16 protein-coding genes are annotated in these 16,816 nt (G+C 38.8%); 4 read left to right on the top strand and 12 right to left on the bottom strand.

All coding sequences use genetic code 11. The features are described 5' to 3' along the window. Positions 1 to 36: 36 nt before the first annotated feature. From AAEU30_RS03795 to ccoN, 8 genes are all read right to left on the bottom strand, one after another. Entirely contained in the window at positions 37 to 708 is a 672-nt protein-coding gene (locus tag AAEU30_RS03795; RefSeq protein WP_421959383.1) for a sulfite exporter TauE/SafE family protein, read from the bottom strand. After that, positions 701 to 868, bottom strand: a complete 168-nt coding sequence (gene ccoS, locus AAEU30_RS03790) for a cbb3-type cytochrome oxidase assembly protein CcoS (RefSeq protein WP_421959382.1) — start codon at positions 866 to 868, stop codon at positions 701 to 703. Before ccoS ends, AAEU30_RS03795 begins: the two co-directional genes overlap by 8 nt. Beyond that, a complete protein-coding gene (locus AAEU30_RS03785; RefSeq protein ID WP_421959381.1) occupies positions 865 to 3,240 on the bottom strand; it encodes a heavy metal translocating P-type ATPase in 2,376 nt (791 codons plus the stop codon). The genes ccoS and AAEU30_RS03785 overlap by 4 nt, the downstream gene beginning before the upstream one ends. 9 nt (positions 3,241 to 3,249) lie before the next feature. Beyond that, positions 3,250 to 3,741 carry a FixH family protein gene (locus AAEU30_RS03780; protein ID WP_421959380.1) on the bottom strand — a complete coding sequence of 164 codons (492 nt, stop codon included), beginning with the start codon at positions 3,739 to 3,741 and terminating at the stop codon, positions 3,250 to 3,252. 148 nt (positions 3,742 to 3,889) lie between these two features. Next, the gene (ccoP, locus tag AAEU30_RS03775; RefSeq protein WP_421959379.1) at positions 3,890 to 4,855 is read right to left on the bottom strand and encodes a cytochrome-c oxidase, cbb3-type subunit III; all 966 of its coding nucleotides are present in this window, start codon (positions 4,853 to 4,855) and stop codon (positions 3,890 to 3,892) included. Continuing rightward, entirely contained in the window at positions 4,852 to 5,037 is a 186-nt protein-coding gene (locus AAEU30_RS03770; RefSeq protein ID WP_421959378.1) for a cbb3-type cytochrome oxidase subunit 3, read from the bottom strand. The genes ccoP and AAEU30_RS03770 overlap by 4 nt, the downstream gene beginning before the upstream one ends. A 5-nt stretch (positions 5,038 to 5,042) precedes the next feature. After that, entirely contained in the window at positions 5,043 to 5,717 is a 675-nt protein-coding gene (gene ccoO, locus AAEU30_RS03765; protein ID WP_421959590.1) for a cytochrome-c oxidase, cbb3-type subunit II, read from the bottom strand. 12 nt (positions 5,718 to 5,729) lie between these two features. Then, entirely contained in the window at positions 5,730 to 7,163 is a 1,434-nt protein-coding gene (ccoN, locus tag AAEU30_RS03760; protein WP_421959377.1) for a cytochrome-c oxidase, cbb3-type subunit I, read from the bottom strand. A gap of 341 nt (positions 7,164 to 7,504) precedes the next feature. Here ccoN and AAEU30_RS03755 point away from each other — a divergent pair, with 341 nt between their 5' ends. The 3 genes from AAEU30_RS03755 (at position 7,505) to AAEU30_RS03745 (ending at position 12,803) form a co-directional block, all read left to right on the top strand. Next, complete coding sequence (locus AAEU30_RS03755; protein ID WP_421959376.1) at positions 7,505 to 7,927, top strand: hypothetical protein; 423 nt, start codon at positions 7,505 to 7,507, stop codon at positions 7,925 to 7,927. A 691-nt stretch (positions 7,928 to 8,618) separates the two neighbouring features. After that, a complete protein-coding gene (locus AAEU30_RS03750; protein WP_421959375.1) occupies positions 8,619 to 11,336 on the top strand; it encodes a TonB-dependent receptor in 2,718 nt (905 codons plus the stop codon). Between the two features lie 111 nt (positions 11,337 to 11,447). Beyond that, complete coding sequence (locus AAEU30_RS03745; protein WP_421959374.1) at positions 11,448 to 12,803, top strand: hypothetical protein; 1,356 nt, start codon at positions 11,448 to 11,450, stop codon at positions 12,801 to 12,803. 31 nt (positions 12,804 to 12,834) lie between these two features. Here AAEU30_RS03745 and AAEU30_RS03740 read toward each other — a convergent pair whose 3' ends face one another. Together AAEU30_RS03740 and AAEU30_RS03735 are read right to left on the bottom strand one after the other, a co-directional pair. After that, positions 12,835 to 13,284, bottom strand: coding sequence for a GNAT family N-acetyltransferase (locus tag AAEU30_RS03740; protein ID WP_421959589.1), 450 nt, complete (start codon positions 13,282 to 13,284; stop codon positions 12,835 to 12,837). A gap of 72 nt (positions 13,285 to 13,356) precedes the next feature. Next, positions 13,357 to 14,052, bottom strand: coding sequence for a flagellar brake domain-containing protein (locus AAEU30_RS03735; RefSeq protein ID WP_421959373.1), 696 nt, complete (start codon positions 14,050 to 14,052; stop codon positions 13,357 to 13,359). A 187-nt stretch (positions 14,053 to 14,239) separates the two neighbouring features. Here AAEU30_RS03735 and lepB point away from each other — a divergent pair, with 187 nt between their 5' ends. Beyond that, positions 14,240 to 14,890, top strand: a complete 651-nt coding sequence (gene lepB, locus AAEU30_RS03730; protein WP_421959372.1) for a signal peptidase I — start codon at positions 14,240 to 14,242, stop codon at positions 14,888 to 14,890. Positions 14,891 to 15,023: 133 nt separating this feature from the next. On the opposite strand, the gene AAEU30_RS03725 is transcribed toward lepB, so the two are convergent. Beyond that, entirely contained in the window at positions 15,024 to 15,779 is a 756-nt protein-coding gene (locus AAEU30_RS03725) for an SDR family NAD(P)-dependent oxidoreductase (protein ID WP_256826188.1), read from the bottom strand. A 748-nt stretch (positions 15,780 to 16,527) separates the two neighbouring features. Beyond that, a complete protein-coding gene (locus tag AAEU30_RS03720) occupies positions 16,528 to 16,698 on the bottom strand; it encodes a DUF6435 family protein (RefSeq protein WP_421959371.1) in 171 nt (56 codons plus the stop codon). Positions 16,699 to 16,816 lie beyond the last annotated feature (118 nt).

The following is a 16,816-nucleotide window of genomic DNA, read 5'->3' as shown; positions in this document are numbered from 1 at the left end:
CAGTTAAATCCATTAAAGTGCGTATTTTTAGTTAGACTAATGCACTAATTTGTCAGTTGCAATAATAAGTAAGTATATACCGTACCATATAAGTATACTGCCCATGGCGATACGGGCCCATGGATGATTGAGTATTTTATGTAACACTTGTGCGCCCATACCAATACTTAACATGGCGGGAAAAGTACCTAACGCAAAAAATAGCATCACTAAGGCGCCGTCTATTGTTGTTTTGCTAGTCATTGCCCATGTTAAAGCTGAGTAGACTAAACCACAAGGTAACCAGCCCCAAAGTGCACCGTAAGCCGCAGCTTTTGGTAATGAGTTTATTGGCATTATGAAACGATTTAGCTTAACTAAGTGCCGCCAAACTAGTGTTTTACCAAGTGATTCGAGCCACTGTAAACTCACTCCTAAGCGCATAACATACAAACCAACAAGCAGCATGAACAAACCGCTTAAAAATGCTAATAGCAGGGAAAACCAGTGGCTTTGGCTTGCAAAATGGCTACTGATCCCAGCTACAAGTGCCCCTGCTAGCATATAGCTCGCTGCACGGCCTAAGTTATAGGCTACTGAGTAGGCAAAAGGCCGCGTTTTATCGGTTGCCAATTGTAAAGAGCTGGCAATTCCTCCGCACATAGCAATGCAGTGGCCGCTCCCAATTAACCCCATAATGAATGCACTAACAAAAAGGGGATCAATCATTACTTTTTTTGTGTTGCTCTTTATCGTCTTCAAACAAGATACTGTGGCCTTGTTTGTTTAGATCTGAAAATTGCTCACCTCGTACAGCCCAAAAGAATACTCCTATGGCGATAATAACAAACAAGATAGCAATCGGGATCAAGATATAAATTATACTCATAACTTTAATAACCTCAGTGAGTTAGTTATAACAATGATTGAACTGGCAGACATCCCAATCACTGCCATCCACGGAGCAACTAGGCCCATTGCAGCAAGTGGTAAAATTGACCCATTATAAAGTAATGAAATGGCTAAATTTTGTTTAATAATACGGCGCGTTTTTTTCGATACGCTAAGCAAGTGCGAAATAGCTGCTAAGTCACTGTTGAGTAATACCACATCGGCCGTGTTTTTGGAAATATCAGCACCAGTCTCCATGGCGATAGATAAATGCGCACTGTTAAAAACAGGGCTGTCGTTTACGCCATCACCAACCATAGCGACGATTTCACCTTGAGCAGACCAAGCCTCAACTTGTTTTTGTTTATCTTGAGGTGAACAGCCCGTTGTAAAACTATCGAGATTTAGCTTTTTGGCTATCTTCTGCCCTGCATTTGAAGCATCACCTGTCAACATATGACAGCTCAAGCCTTGATTTTTTAGTGAAGCAATTAAGCCATGGGCATTTTGTTTTACTTCATCAACAAAATAAAAATGTGCAACGGGTTGCTCATCAATATAGAAAGTTGCTTGGGCATTGGTTTTTTTAGAGTCAAACCACCCACTTTTACCAATGGCATAGCGGTGGCTTTCATCTGTACCTGTAATACCTAACCCCGGATGCACTTTGATACCTTCGAGGTGACGGTTTTGGGGAGTAAACTGAGCAAACGCTGAAGCGATAGGGTGCTCAGAGTAACTTTCCAGCTGGGCAGCCAGCGCTAATATATCTTCTTTACTGATATTCTTTGCAAGTATATCCACCGCATCGAGACTAAAGCGTCCTTGTGTCAAAGTGCCTGTTTTATCAAACGCAACGCGTGTCAACTGCGGCAAAGTTTCAAGCACATGGGCTTGTTTGATTAAAATACCCTTACGTGTGAGTGTGGCAACAGCACAGGTTAACGCAGTTGGAATCGCTAAACTTAGAGCACAGGGGCAAGTGGCTACAAGAACAGATATCGTTATCCAAAAAGCATGCTCTGGGTCAATTTGATACCAACCAACTGCTGTAATCGATGCAAATATTAGTAAGCATGCCACAAACCATTGAGCTACTTTATCAGTAATTTCTACAAGTTTGGGGCGAGTCGCAAGGGCGCTGTGTTGTAACTTTATAATTTGGTTCAATAATGTATTTTGACCAAGCTTATTAATGCGAATTTCAATAACACCATCGTGATTCACGGTGCCTGCAAACACTTGATGTTCAATGTACTTGTTAACCGGGAGGTGTTCACCAGTCATCATTGACTCATCAACACTCGTGGTTCCCGCTGATACAATACCATCCGCTGGAATTGTTTCGCCTGCCTTTATTAGTACTCGGTCATCTAATTTAAGTTTTTTAGCCGCGATAATCTGCTCATTACCTTGCTCATCCAGTGTACGTGCGGTTAAAGGTAACAACTTTTGTAGGTTTGCGGTGAATTCACTGGCTTTAAGACGTGCTCTGAATTCTAAATATTTACCTAATAAAAGTAAGAAGGTAAACATACAAATTGATTCAAAGTAAACCTCGCCCACTGCCATAATAGTTGCATAGCAACTTGCACCATAGGCTCCAAAAATGGCTAAGGAAACAGGTAAATCCATGTTTAGCTGTTTGGCTTTAAGGCCATTTATAGCATTGGTTAAAAATGGCAGAGCACTGTATAAAATAACTGGAGACGCAAGAATTAAACTGATCCAGCGAAAATACTGTTCAAAGTTTTCTTCCATGCCAGAGAACATACCGAAGTACATAGCAAAGGCAAACATCATCACTTGCATGGTCATAAGGCCAGCTACACCTAAACGGCGAATATAGGCTTTTGCAGTTTGTTGCTTTTGACTGGCTTCGATATCGGCTTGAAATGGGTATGCTTTGTAGCCGATTTCAAGAAGAGATTTAATTATTTCACTAAGGGGGAGGGCTTCTTTATGCCATTGGATCATGGCGCGGTTAGTTGAAGTATTTACATCAACACGCTTTACAGCAGGCATATTTAATAGTTGTTTTTCGATAAGCCATGCACATGCTGCACAGGTAATGCCTTCAACGGTTAATAAAACTTCACTAATATCGTTAGTTTGAGAAATAAACTCTTCTTGGATGTCAGGGTTATCATAACTTTCAACAAGCTTTAACTGCTCAGGAACGAGTTGTTCAACTTTACCAGCTCGCACAGTTCTGAATTTATAGTAATCAGTCATGCCTTGAGCAACAATTGTTTCGGCGACAGTCTGACAGCCAATGCAACACATAGGTTCAGGGCTACCGTCTATTTCAACGGTAGCATTAAACCCAGTTGGTACACTTTCAAGGCAATGAAAGCAGTTTTTAGACATGATAAATTACTACTTATATTCCGGATTTATCGCAATACTTTGCTCATTTGGCAAAGTAATATTTTCTTTTAGCTTCCAGCTAGCGTCGATTGGCTCAATAAATACGGTGTAAGTGCCTTCGCTGTAAGGGTCAATGATTGCGGTAAATTCGCCGTTCGCATTCGGTGTTAAGTGCGCGCTAAAATCATGTTCACCAATTGTGCGGTGATAAAAAGACATTTTTAACGAATGAATATTACTGGTGTCACCTTTATTAAATTTAAAGCTAACTTTGTCGTGTTCTACGGTTAAATCACCATGTAAGTATAACGCTTTGGCTTTATCAAATTTACTTAATTCTAAATTGATCGCTTTGCCTTTTTTATAATAGTCATCAACAACCATGTCAGGGCCATTACCTATTGCTGTGATTAACAATGAAATACAACCAATAATGGCAACTAGTGGAAAAAAAATTAGGAACCAAGGCCAGAAATTTTTATACCAAGGAGTAGGCTTCATAAAAACACTTAATTAGTTTGTGGTATGGGCATTTTATAGGATTTGCCATGAAAAGACTAAAAAAAAGCCTCCAGATGGAAGCTTTTTTGATCTTAATTAATCTATTGATATAAAAGATTAAAGTTTAAACATTTTATTAACGTTATGGTTATTTATCTTGCGATAAACTGTAAACATAGGCTGTTAATAAGTGTACTTTGTCTTCACCTAAAATATCTTTCCAAGCAGGCATTACACCAGCACGGCCGTTAACAAGTGTTTCTTCAACAGCACGTTGAGAACCACCATATAACCAGATATTGTCTGTAAGGTTAGGTGCACCAAATGGCAAGTTATGAGCGACTGAACCTTTACCATCAGCACCGTGACATGCGGCACACATAGCAAACTTAGCAGCACCAGCTTTAGCGTCTTTTTGATTCACAGTACGACCCGAAAGGCTTAATACATGTGCAGTCATTTCTTTAACGCCTTGTTCACCTAATGCATCACCCCATGGTGGCATTGCAGCAATACGACCATATAAAAGAGTTTCTTTAATTTTGTCAGGTGTACCGCCATATAACCAGTCTTTATCAGTTAGGTTAGGGAAACCTTGTCCACCACGGGCATCAGAGCCATGACACTGTGAACAGTTTTGAGCGAATAAACGTTGACCAATCTCAAGTGCTTTTTCATCTTTAACCAAGGTTTCAATATCTTGTTTAGCAAAACCTTCAAAGATTGGGCCAAAACGTTCGTCTGCAGCTTCATACTCTTTATCAAGCTTAACAAACTCACCATTAGCTTTGGCTTCTTCAATTGCTTTTTTAGACTCAGCTAAAGATGTCACGCCTTGGTTAGAACTAGTCCATTTAGCTAAACCTTCCCAATTACCTAAACCAGGATAAGCGGCTAAATAATATACTGACCATACGAATGTTGCGAAGAACATATAGGTCCACCATTTTGGTAGTGGATTGTTTAATTCTTCAATGCCATCAAATTCATGGCCACAGCTTTCACCTTCTTCAACGCCTGCGTAGTTTTTTAAATTCCAAACTAACAAACCAAACAAAATGAAAAGACACGATAGGGTTAATACAATAACCCATATACTCCAAAAGCTAGTCATTTCTCAGACCCCTTTTCCTCGTTAGAGATTGTATCGTTATGTGTTTTCTCATCTTCAAAGATGGCATTAGCAGCGTCACTAAAACGGTTTTTACTACGCTTGCTGTAAGCCCACACAACAATAACAATAAATAGTACTAAAATTACCAGAGTTAAAATGCCTCTGTATGTTCCGTAATCCATAATAATTACTTCAAGTGCGTGCCAAGTTGTTGCAAGTAAGCGATAAGGGCTTGCATTTCTGTTGCCCCTTTACCGTCATTCATTGCATCAACTTTAGCAACATCAGCGATTAATTCTTCATCACTACCATAACCTAAGCCAGGGTGAGCTGGATTTTGTGGGTTGATAGCGAACGTATCACGGAAAATTTTAAGCTTTTTAAGAGTTAGACTCGTATCAACACGATTCTCATCTAACCAAGGGAATGCTGGCATATTAGACTCAGGCACCACAGCACGTGGGTCCATTAAGTGAGCATAATGCCAATCATCTGAGTAACGCTTACCTACACGGGCAAGATCAGGACCAGTACGTTTTGAACCCCATTGAAAAGGGTGATCCCATACAGACTCACCTGCAACAGAATAGTGACCATAACGCTCTACTTCATCACGGAATGGGCGAATCATTTGTGAGTGACAGTTGTAACAACCTTCACGTACATAGATATCACGACCTTCCATTTCAAGTGCATTTAGTGGACGTAAGCCATCAACAGGTTTAGTTGTATCGTCTTGGAACATTAGAGGAGTAATCTCTACTAATGCACCAAAGCTGATAGCAAAAACAGTCAATATAGCCATTAGGCCGATATTTTTTTCGACTATTTCATGTTTATTTTGTGAATTATTATTGCTCATCATCTCACTCCGTTATGCTAACTGTGCTTGCGCGTCTAATTTCAACGAGTCATTTTTCGCTGTAATTGTACGGTAAACGTTATAAGCCATAACTAGCATGCCCGCGACGATAAATACACCGCCTAAGAAGCGCATAACATAGAAAGGGTGTGATGCTTGTAGTGACTGAACAAAGCTGTACATTAATGTACCGTCAGCATTAACAGCACGCCACATTAGACCTTGCATTACACCTGAAATCCACATTGCAACAATGTAAAGCACTACACCTACTGTATGTAACCAGAAATGCGTGTTAACTAATTTCACACTGTACATACGACCTTGTGAGAACAGTGCAGGGATCAGGTGATAGATAGCACCGATAGAAATCATTGCAACCCAACCTAATGCACCTGAGTGAACGTGACCTACGGTCCAGTCAGTGTAGTGAGAAAGTGCATTTACAGATTTAATTGCCATCATTGGGCCTTCAAAAGTAGACATACCATAGAAAGACAATGAAACAACTAAGAAACGAAGTACTGGATCAGTACGTAGTTTATGCCATGCACCAGATAGCGTCATAATACCGTTGATCATACCACCCCAAGAAGGAACGAATAAGATAATTGACATAACCATGCCTAAGCTTTGTGTCCAGTCAGGAAGCGCTGTGTAGTGCAAGTGATGAGGACCAGCCCAAATATAAAGAGACACTAATGCCCAAAAGTGAACAACAGATAAACGGTATGAATAAACAGGGCGACCAGCTTGCTTTGGTACAAAGTAATACATCATACCTAAGAAACCAGCTGTTAATAAGAAACCTACAGCATTATGACCATACCACCACTGTACCATTGCATCTACAGCACCCGCGTAGATTGAATAGGATTTAGTGAGTGATACAGGTACCGCCATGCTGTTTACAATGTGTAATACTGCAACAGTGATAATAAAACCAGCATAAAACCAGTTAGCAACATAGATATGCGACACTTTACGCTTAGCAATAGTACCCATAAATACCACTGCATACGTTACCCATACAATCGCGATTAAAATATCGATAGGCCACTCTAGCTCTGCATATTCTTTAGAGCTTGTGATACCTAGTGGAAGTGTAATTACTGCCAATACGATAACTAATTGCCAACCCCAAAAAGTAAAGGCTGCTAATTTGTCTGAAAGAAGGCGCGTTTGACAAGTACGTTGAACAACATAATAAGATGTTGCGAAAAGTGCACTTGTACCAAATGCGAAAATAACTGCGTTCGTATGTAACGGACGAAGTCGAGAGTATGTTAACCATGGTGTATCAAAGTTAAGTGCTGGCCAAGCTAATTGGGCAGCAATCAGAACCCCAATACTCATGCCAACGATGCCCCAAATCACTGTCATAATAGCGAATTGGCGTACAACTTTATAATTGTACTCAGTTTGTGATGCTACTGTTTGGCTCATTTTCTGGCTTCCGCTGCAATATATGCGTTTAGAAATGAATTACCCACTTAATAAAAAGCGGGGCCTACTATTACTCCACAAGCGTGTTATCTAAAACTACCAATACTTGACTGCTTCAGAAAACAAACTCGAGAAACCCTATTTTTTGCGGGGGAAATGATAAAATTTTTGGCCTAAAAAAGATAGGTCAATTGCATAAAATTATGACATCAATCAATTTTTATCATGTAGTTGACTATTTTTTGTTACACTTTTTGAAATTAACCTGCTTTTTAACTCTTCTGCGTTGTGTTTGTAGCAAGTGCTAATTATTATTTGCTTTTATTTAATAGGGAAAATACATGACTTTTAGCCAGGCTATGTTCTTTATGTCCACACTTTTCACTTTGGCCGCATGCAATCCGCAAGAGGTAAGTATAGAAGAGCAACCAGTTGCTGCAAGTTGCCAACCAAATGAACCGTGCGATTATTCAAATAAAGCAAAAATTTGGCTTCCTGAAACAGACTTATCACCTGAAACCCCTTTTAACATCAATTTATCTATTCCCGAAGACAGTGTAATTATTGATGCTAAATTAGAGGGAGTCACTATGTATATGGGGTATATCCCTGTGACATTTTCGCGGCTAGCGGATATATACCAAGCCCAAACCATGGTGGGTATTTGTTCTGAAAAGAACATGGAGTGGAAATTACGGCTACAACTGCAAGACTCTGAGGGCAATACACAGCACATAAATTATTTTTTTATTGTTAGGTATTAGAGGAGTGATAACTTTGTTTGGGTTATCATTTATTATTACTGCACCCTAAGCGTTAAAATATTTTTTATATAGTGTGAGAACCATTTATTTATAAACCAAGTGGCTTATCTCTGCAATACCTAAGATTCCAACTTTAGATTGCGTTAGTTTTAAACAACCTTCCTTTCTTGATTACTCTATAAAATAGACTCTCAGCTTCTTGCATATTTTCACCTATATTTTGCAATATACGGAAATGAATATAGTCATATCCAGTGTTATATGCCACTCATCCTTTGGGATTTCGATTATTTACGCATTCTTACTGAATAATTATGGTTAGTTTTTAGCTGCGAGTTTTACGGTTTCTATAAAACTGTGTGATCAATATGTGAAAATTTCTGTTTTGGGTATATTTGGTGTTTGGTTACATTGGGTTACAAAGTCCGGCTGTTTGATTTCATTCGTGTTTTTAATGTGATTTGATATTCTTACTCTACTGATTTTTATATGTTTTATAGTGTTAACACTGAAACATCAATTAACGTTTGTTTCTTTTGTAGTTCCTAATAAAAACAATAGATTATATTGCGAGCCTTCATTCAGTTTTCATTCAGTTAATTCAGCCTAAGTTGCCTGCCGTTGACTCGTCATTCTAACAAAAACGAGCACTACCTGAATAAGGTACTTTTTCCAACAAGTAGGGTTTCACATGAAAAAATCAATTATTGGTTTAGCTGTTATTTCAGCAATTCCTATGTTCTCAACAAGTGTTATAGCTGCAGACGAAGCAGCACAATCTATTGAAAAAATCCAAGTAACGGGTTCTCGTATTAAGCGTTCTGATATGGAAAACGCAAGCCCAGTTACTTTAATCGGTGCTGATGACATTAAAGCTATGGGTGCAACAAGCATTGATAGTGTTTTACAAAAAATGACTGCCACTGGTGGCGCAATGACAAACCCTGCAGTCAATAATGGCTCTGGTGGTAACGCACGCATAGATTTACGTGGTCTAGGCTCACCGCGCACTTTAGTGCTTGTAAATGGTCGCCGTATGATTGCGTCAGGTACTGGTGCAGCATCTTCTGTTGACCTTAATACGATTCCAGTTTCAATGATAAAATCAGTAGAAGTACTAAAAGACGGCGCATCTGCCGTGTATGGTACTGATGCGGTTGCAGGCGTTGTGAACATCATTTTAAAAGATGATTTCGAAGGCCTAGACATGAATGTAAATGCTGCAATCACAGGTGAAGGCGATGCGTCTGAAAACTCTATCGACTTTACTGTTGGTACATCATTCGATAAAGGTAACATTGTAATCGGAATGCAGTATACTGACCGTGGTAAAGCAAAGCAGTCTGATCGTGGCTTTTCAAGCTGCCCAATCGCTGAAGGTGCGAATGGTTTAAATTGCAATGGCGGCTCACCTTACAATGAAGGCGGTCATATTTGGCAAGACAGTCTTATTGGTGATGTGAACTCAGATGGTGAGTCTGTTGATGCTGATGGGAATCCAATTACATCAGGTCTTGCTATTGGTGATAATGGTTTAAGTGGTCAAGGTGGTCTTCACCCATTTACTGATGCAGACCGCTATAACTTTGCTCCAGCTAGCTACCTTTATACGCCAATGGAGCGTTTAAACCTTACTGGTATCGCGACATATGAATTAAATGATGATACTAATCTTTTTACTGAGTTTACCTATACTAAACGTTGGTCAGAGCAGCAAATGGCTGCACAGCCAGTATGGTTTGGTTTTAACTATACTGAAGAAATGGGTGATTCACTATTAGACCAATCTTATAATAGTAAAGTTGACCGTGATGGCGATGGCATTGCTGATCTTGATGCAAATGGTGACTACATCACTGAAATCGCAAACTATGCTTATGGCGATGATATCTTTTATGGTCGTCGTATGAGTGATACAGGTCCACGTTATTATGAGCAATCTGTAGATACTGTTCGTGCTGTTGTAGGCGCAGAAGGTTTTGTAGGCGATTACTCTTGGGATGTATCTGCAAACTTTGGACGGAATGACTCAGTTGATAAGACGTCCAATCTTCACAACATGGGGGCTATTCAAGAGCAAATTATTGAAGGTAGCTTTAATCCACTTAATCAAAGTGCGTGGTCAGGAGATGAGTTCAGCAAAAACGTTTACACAGAAGTAAATAACGGCGGTAGCCAATTATTTATTATTGCTGCATCAGTATCAGGCGAGATGTTTGAACTACCTGCAGGTTATGCAGCATTTGCCGCGGGTGTTGAGCGTCGTCAAGAAAAAGCATGGTACACACCCGATTCACTAACTGCTCAAGGTCTTGCGAATGACCCAATGGTAGAGCCAACTGCGGGCGGTTTTGATGTAAACGAAGCGTACGTAGAGTTTGCAATTCCATTGCTTGCAGATGCTCCATTTGCTCAAAATGTTGAATTAAGCGCTGCAATACGTGCGTTTGATTACAGCACATTTGGCTCTGACGAGACGTGGAAACTTGGTTTAACATGGAAAGCAAACGACGAACTAATGTTCCGTAGTGTTGTTTCAACAGCATTCCGTGCGCCTACAGTTTCTGAGCTTTACTCAGGTAACTCACCTTCTTTCGAGAACGTTACTTACCCAGGCGCTCAAGATCAAGCAGAAGTAACAGTGGGCGGTAACGACCAGTTAACACCAGAAGAAGCTGATACACTAACTGCAGGTATCGTATACGAGCCAGAGTGGTTTGAAGGTTTCTCAATGACATTAGATTACTACGACATTGAAATCGAAAATGCAATCGTTACGGTTGATAATCAATACATTGTTGATGAATGTTTAAATAATGCAGCTAATGCAGGTACGGCACTTTGTCAATCGTCTGGTATCTCAATTGACGGTACTGGTCGCATTATCTTCAACAACCAGTTACAAAATATTGGTGCTGAGAAAACCTCTGGTTACGACTTAAACTTAGCGTATAGCTTCGATGCGGCAGGCCTTAACTGGAAAGCAGGTTTAGATACGACTTACCTTGATGAATATGTTAAGCAAATTACTGGTGACCCGGTTGATTATGCAGGTGTTGTAACGTCTGGGGATGGTGGATACGCAGAGATTAAATCAAATCTTACTCTTAACGTAGCTGGTGATAATTGGGATGCTCAATACCAAGCTCGTTATATCGCGGGTATGGATAGTTTTGCTTGTATCGGTAAGGAAGACACATGTTATGCACCTACAACACCAAGTGTTGTGTACCATGACTTAAGTGGTTCTTACATGCTTAACGAAACTATTTCGTTTAATGCAGGTGTAAACAATTTATTTGACAAGCAGCCTCCTTACTACACAGGTAACAACGACTCAAATACTGACCCGTACACATTCGATGTACTTGGCCGTCGTTTCTTCGCTGGTGTTAACGTTAAGCTCTAATAAAAGCAAAGAACGCTGAATTATTAAGGCCTGGTTTTTACTAGGCCTTTTTTATTGAATAATGCTAAGGACACACGTAGACTTAAGGTTGATTTTTAGAAGGAGCATTGATTGCTAAAACAGGATGAAAACCTATCCTTTATTATTGAGCCTGAGCTTAGCCCACGCTCTGAGCAGCGTATTGACCTGTATTTTTCCATCCCCAATGAAATGGGAATTAATCCACAAACCCTCAGTGAAGAAGCGTACTTTAATAATCACTTTAAATCTCATCTAGCTTATAACGCGAACAATATTCACTTACCCTTAGTGAGAAGCCGGTTTGTCAGTAAGAATAAGGGTGAACAGCAAGATTATCGACAAAACTTAAACCTTTACTGCTATCAAGTTCGTTTAGCAATCGATACGGATGTTAAAGATGCGCTTAAAATTGACGATACAGATGAGTTTTATCAACGTGCAGTTGAATTGTCAGAGCTCAGTCAGGGGTTACTAAAAAAACTTCGCCGTTATACACCGGATAATGAAAAATTAATTTCTTTTTATACTAATGCAGATAATTACTTAAGTTGGCAAATCGAGCAGTCTTTTTTAAAGTTACTTGATGAAGGCCCTAGAAGTAGTGATCACGCTAAAGAGCGCAGTGATCTATTGAGCTTTTGTAAAGCTGAGCAAGCATATCGGTTAGAACAACAGTACAATTCAGACTCAACGTTAAAAGATGCAAACCGCATCACCAATAAAATGCGTTTACTACAGCGCCTTATTGAACACGGCGTGGTACTAAATCGCCATACGCGCTATTTGAACAGCTACCTAAAGCGATTGGTAAAAGGAAGTGTGACAGCAGTTATAATGGCATTGGTAATGCTGGTTGTGCTGAATGCACGAAGCAGTTTTACCGAAGTAACAGCCACATTGATAGTTATTTTAGGGGCTATTTATGGCATGCGTGAGATTTTTAAAGAAGACATAACGCGAGTCATTTGGCGGACTATTGTAAAAGGACGGCCGAAATGGCGCTTTGTATTTCGTAACAGTGTGACAAAAGATAAAGTTGCAACGCAATTCATTTGGCTTGAATATACTCGGTTTAAAAAAATACCTGAAAGTGTTCGTAATATATTCTCAAAGCGCCGACAGCAAAATAAGCTTGCTGCACAATGGTTTCATTTTGCGAGTGAAACGCGAGTTGGGGCTAAAGAGTTCTTACCCGGTTATGATACACTGCAACAAACTCTTAGGTTTAGTCTTGCACCCTTTACCCGTTATTTGAAAAAAGGTGAGGGTAAGCTATACCATCTTGAAAATAGTAAAATCTCTAAGCAGAGTGTTGAACGCAGGTATCAATTGAATGTTGTTGTGGTGTATCAAAACAGGGAGCAGGTTAGGCATCAGCGCTACAAAATAACGCTTAACCGCAGCAAAATTATTAATATTGAACTGATTTATAGTGAAATAGAGTAATTAATTTTTTATCTGGGTATGTGTTTCAGAGTTATGTTCTCACCATGTATAAACAATTGGTTAATGGTATTTTATCAGGGTAATTTACAACTTCAAAGCCGCACCGAGTATAAGATTTAATGGCGCTTTGATTATCTGCGAAAACAAACAAAGAACATTCTTCTAATTTTAGCTTTTTATGAGCTATTTCACATAATTGCTCAATAAGAATCGGGGCATACCCTTTACCTCTAAATTTTGGGTTAACTACTAGCCGTGCCAGATGGCACCTTCTCAAGCGCAGGTAAAATTGCCCAAAAGCTAAAAATTCACCCTTCTTTGAGAGCAAAACAAATGAGTCTTTTTTATTGAGTTGTAAATCATTTTTAAATGACGCTAAATCAAATGGGTATCTAAAATCTGGCCCAGCCCACTCACGAAGTGCTTTCTCACTTACAAACCAACTTAGCATCTGTATAAAGTGACTTTCCTGCGGGGGAATTAATTGCGTAATGACTTTACTCCAGAAAATGCAATTTGTTATGTGAACTGTTTACTATTAATTAGTTATTGGTCAATTAATATCTATTGCATACGCTTCCAGCAGCGCTTGCATTTTGTCACGTTCATGTTCTGCGAACTCGATTCCTACATTAAGCCGGTTACCTTGCATTTGGTTATTACGTACATGCGCACTAATCATCACTGCAGTGCTGTCTATTGGCGAGAGCAAGTGAACAAAAACTTGGCGTTTTTTTAGTGCTAAAAAACCTGAATTAACATGTACTGTAAAGCGACAACCTGTGGCTGATATATCAATAATAACGCCTTGTAATAAATTTTCGCTGTTGAAATCTTGATCTTTCTTGATGCTTATTTTTGCTGGGATATGTGTTTGTAATCGGTTAACTTCTCTGAGCTGCCTACTCTCAATTTGCTTAGGGTAAGTGAGGTAGAGTAACTTTTCTGGTCGCACTGATATGGCTAAAATTGTGGTAGCAAAAGCAACACACTCTCCTCGCTCTCCTTCGACGATATAACGAACAATCGCCCCATTGCCTTCTTTGAGTATATCTGAATATTCATTGAGTTTAGCTTGCTTTGGATACTTTAAAATAAGGTATTTACCGGTTTCATAACCAATTAATGGCAACTTAAATCTAAATGACAAAGGGTTGGTAAATTGAATGTCAATAATTTTACCCGGTAATAAATCTAAGAAAAATTTAGCTTTGTTTGATGGTGCAGGAAGATCTTGAGCAATTTCCATATTGTTGTTTTTTATTATGTTGTTTCCAATAAGTATTATTTAAATCAGAACAAAAATCACTAGTACGAATGGCTGGTATTGTTGTTTGTTTCAAATTTTAACATTCATTCTTTGTTACAAATTCTAGTGAACAGATATGAACAAGGTCGAGTCTATTGATAAGTTACTCAATAAACGGACGAAGACTATGAAATATTTATATAAAATTTGGAATAATAATCGCTCTTTAATTATTTTTATTTGTTTGATGAGTGTTTTCAGAAGTGCGGTTGCTGATTGGTATGAAGTACCAACGGGATCAATGCAGCCAACAATCATTGAAGGCGATAGAATACTTACCGATAAAATGGCCTATGATCTACGTGTACCATTTACTAAAATATCCTTGCTAACACTGGGGCAGCCAAGCAGGGGGGATATCATTGTATTTGACTCAGTAGCTGCAAATAATCGCCTCATTAAACGAGTCATTGGCGTACCAGGTGATACGATTAACTTTGAAGATAATGAATTAACAATTAATGGTGAAAAGCTCAGTTATGTAACCGTTGGTGAACTAGGTTTGAGTGAAACAAAAGAAGAAGATTTGCTGGGTATAAAACATAAAATACGCGTGTCGAAGTATGCTTCAAAAATGCAATCATTTGATACTATCATCATTCCTAAAGGGTTTTACTTAGCAATGGGTGATAGCAGGGATCACAGTGCAGACTCTCGCGTGATTGGTCTTGTCCCCAGAGCTGAACTACTTGGTAAAGCAAAGCGTGTTATCGCGTCGTTAGATTATGATAATTACTATTTACCCCGTAAAAATCGCTTTTTAATAGAATTAGATTAGAGTACGCGACATAAGAAAAAGTCGTTGTAAGCTCAGCTTACAACGACTTTTAATTTTCAACCAATATCAATGTATAAAAACAACTAATTGACGGGCTAAATCAGTGCTGTTTATTCATTGATAAAGGAATGAATTAAATACCTAATGCTTGTCCGCCACCGATTTGGATGGTTTCAGCAGTAATAAATGCAGCATCTTTACTTACTAAGAAAGAAATTACACCAGCAACATCTTCCGGTTGACCAAGACGACCTAGCATGATGCTGTCTTTCCAAGAAGCGAAAACTTCTGGCTTAGTTTCTTTAATTTGAGCGTGGAAAGGAGTGTCAATAGTACCTGGTGATACTGCATTTACACGGATACCTGCAGGTGCAAGCTCTTTTGCAAGCGCACGTGTTAATGTATGCACAGCAGCTTTTGAAGTGCCATAGATACCAGCACCAGGGCCGCCTGCATTCCATGCTGCATTTGAAGTGTAGTTAATGATTGAACCACCTTCTGTTTTTTTCATAAATGGTATAGCTGCACGAGACACAAAAAATGCGCTGTCAAGGTTAAGCGCCATTACGAAGCGGAAAAACTCAGTTGTCATACCTTCAATAGGGCTGCGACCACCTAGGCCACCTGCGTTGTTGATCACAACGTCAATTTGGCCATATTTATTACCAATTGCTGTAACGTTTTCAGTTACTGCTTCATCATTCGTTACATCAAAACCATAATATTCAGCTTCAATGCCCGCAGCTGTTAGTTCTTCAACACGCTTAGCGCCAACTTCATCTTCGATACCGTTAAGTACCACTGTATAACCATCTTCACCAAGGCGTTTAGCTACTTGGAAACCGATACCACCGGTAGCGCCAGTGATTAGTGCAATTTTTTTAGACATATTTAAGTTCTCAGTATTTAGTCAACTAATTAGTGATACCTAAGGGTATGAGCTTAATGCTATTTACTTAAGTAAAGGCTATTAAAGAAGGCGTTTATGTTGGGCCTTCTAGTAACTCGATTTACAATCAAGCTATAAATTCCATTTCATTGTAATACAGATATCGTGAATTTGAAAGGTTGTTTGCGGTTATTGGTAATATAGGTTGGTTTAATTTTATTTGTAGGCTATTAACCAATGCTTGAAAAATTATTTAAATACGCTTTTGTTTGTTTTTATTGATAAAAAATAGGTGGATTTTTATTTTACTAAAGAGTAAATGGACTATTTACTCTATTTGAAATAGTAATTCATTAATAAATTATATTTATCGAATAACATTAATAAAAACACTTGTTAACCAATTTTGTCTGATTTCAATTCGACTTGTTATATTTTGTTTTCTTTTGAGTGACTTATTGTCTTACAATCACAGTGGCCTGCTGTATTAAACAATTGACTTATGGGCGTGCTTATAAGATTAGGTTGTTTGATATATTTCGTAACTTGAACAGAAGATTTTTTAAACACAGTTTTGTTTATAGTGAATACACTTCTAAAGCGGACAAGGTGAGGAAAAGCATATTGCTGGTATTTGTGAGGAAAAAGAGTGGCTAACATAAAGGTTAATCTGCGGCCTTTACTGTGGTAGCCAATTATCGCTGATAGCAAAATAATAAGACGCTTAAACTCAAAATTAACAGATGACTTAAGCTGTTTCTAGTACTTTTATTTGCTCTAATATTTGTTCAGCTTCGTGTGTTAGCTCAGCGTAACGTCGAATATCACCATTTCTTTGTGCATGCATCGCTTGCTCTAGCTTTATCTTGTAGTCTTTGTTTAATTGCTTTAATGGATCGGCTTTGAAGAATGAGAACATGAGTTTTCCTTGGTAGCGTAAGTCGCTCTGTAATAGTTAGTTGATTTATACGCGCTATTAATGAATTTAGATTAAATTAATTCTTAAACGATAAAACAGCAATAAAAAAGCCGCTATA

The sequence above is a fragment of the Pseudoalteromonas mucoides genome, from assembly GCF_049257175.1.
Taxonomy (GTDB): Bacteria; Pseudomonadota; Gammaproteobacteria; order Enterobacterales; family Alteromonadaceae; genus Pseudoalteromonas.
Note: the sequence above shows the minus strand (reverse complement) of the source record. Positions and strands in the feature narration are given on the sequence as shown.

Bases quoted from the DNA above. Each gene is read 5' to 3' on its own strand.
- AAEU30_RS03770 (WP_421959378.1), bottom strand. From the start codon at position 5,037: ATGGATTACGGAACATACAGAGGCATTTTAACTCTGGTAATTTTAGTA.
- AAEU30_RS03720 (WP_421959371.1), bottom strand. From the start codon at position 16,698: ATGTTCTCATTCTTCAAAGCCGATCCATTAAAGCAATTAAACAAAGAC.
- AAEU30_RS03795 (WP_421959383.1), bottom strand. From the start codon at position 708: ATGATTGATCCCCTTTTTGTTAGTGCATTCATTATGGGGTTAATTGGG.
- AAEU30_RS03755 (WP_421959376.1), top strand. From the start codon at position 7,505: ATGACTTTTAGCCAGGCTATGTTCTTTATGTCCACACTTTTCACTTTG.
- ccoP (WP_421959379.1), bottom strand. From the start codon at position 4,855: ATGACTAGCTTTTGGAGTATATGGGTTATTGTATTAACCCTATCGTGT.
- AAEU30_RS03750 (WP_421959375.1), top strand. From the start codon at position 8,619: ATGAAAAAATCAATTATTGGTTTAGCTGTTATTTCAGCAATTCCTATG.
- lepB (WP_421959372.1), top strand. From the start codon at position 14,240: ATGAAATATTTATATAAAATTTGGAATAATAATCGCTCTTTAATTATT.
- AAEU30_RS03725 (WP_256826188.1), bottom strand. From the start codon at position 15,779: ATGTCTAAAAAAATTGCACTAATCACTGGCGCTACCGGTGGTATCGGT.
- ccoN (WP_421959377.1), bottom strand. From the start codon at position 7,163: ATGAGCCAAACAGTAGCATCACAAACTGAGTACAATTATAAAGTTGTA.
- AAEU30_RS03785 (WP_421959381.1), bottom strand. From the start codon at position 3,240: ATGTCTAAAAACTGCTTTCATTGCCTTGAAAGTGTACCAACTGGGTTT.
- AAEU30_RS03735 (WP_421959373.1), bottom strand. From the start codon at position 14,052: ATGGAAATTGCTCAAGATCTTCCTGCACCATCAAACAAAGCTAAATTT.
- AAEU30_RS03780 (WP_421959380.1), bottom strand. From the start codon at position 3,741: ATGAAGCCTACTCCTTGGTATAAAAATTTCTGGCCTTGGTTCCTAATT.
- ccoO (WP_421959590.1), bottom strand. From the start codon at position 5,717: ATGAGCAATAATAATTCACAAAATAAACATGAAATAGTCGAAAAAAAT.
- ccoS (WP_421959382.1), bottom strand. From the start codon at position 868: ATGAGTATAATTTATATCTTGATCCCGATTGCTATCTTGTTTGTTATT.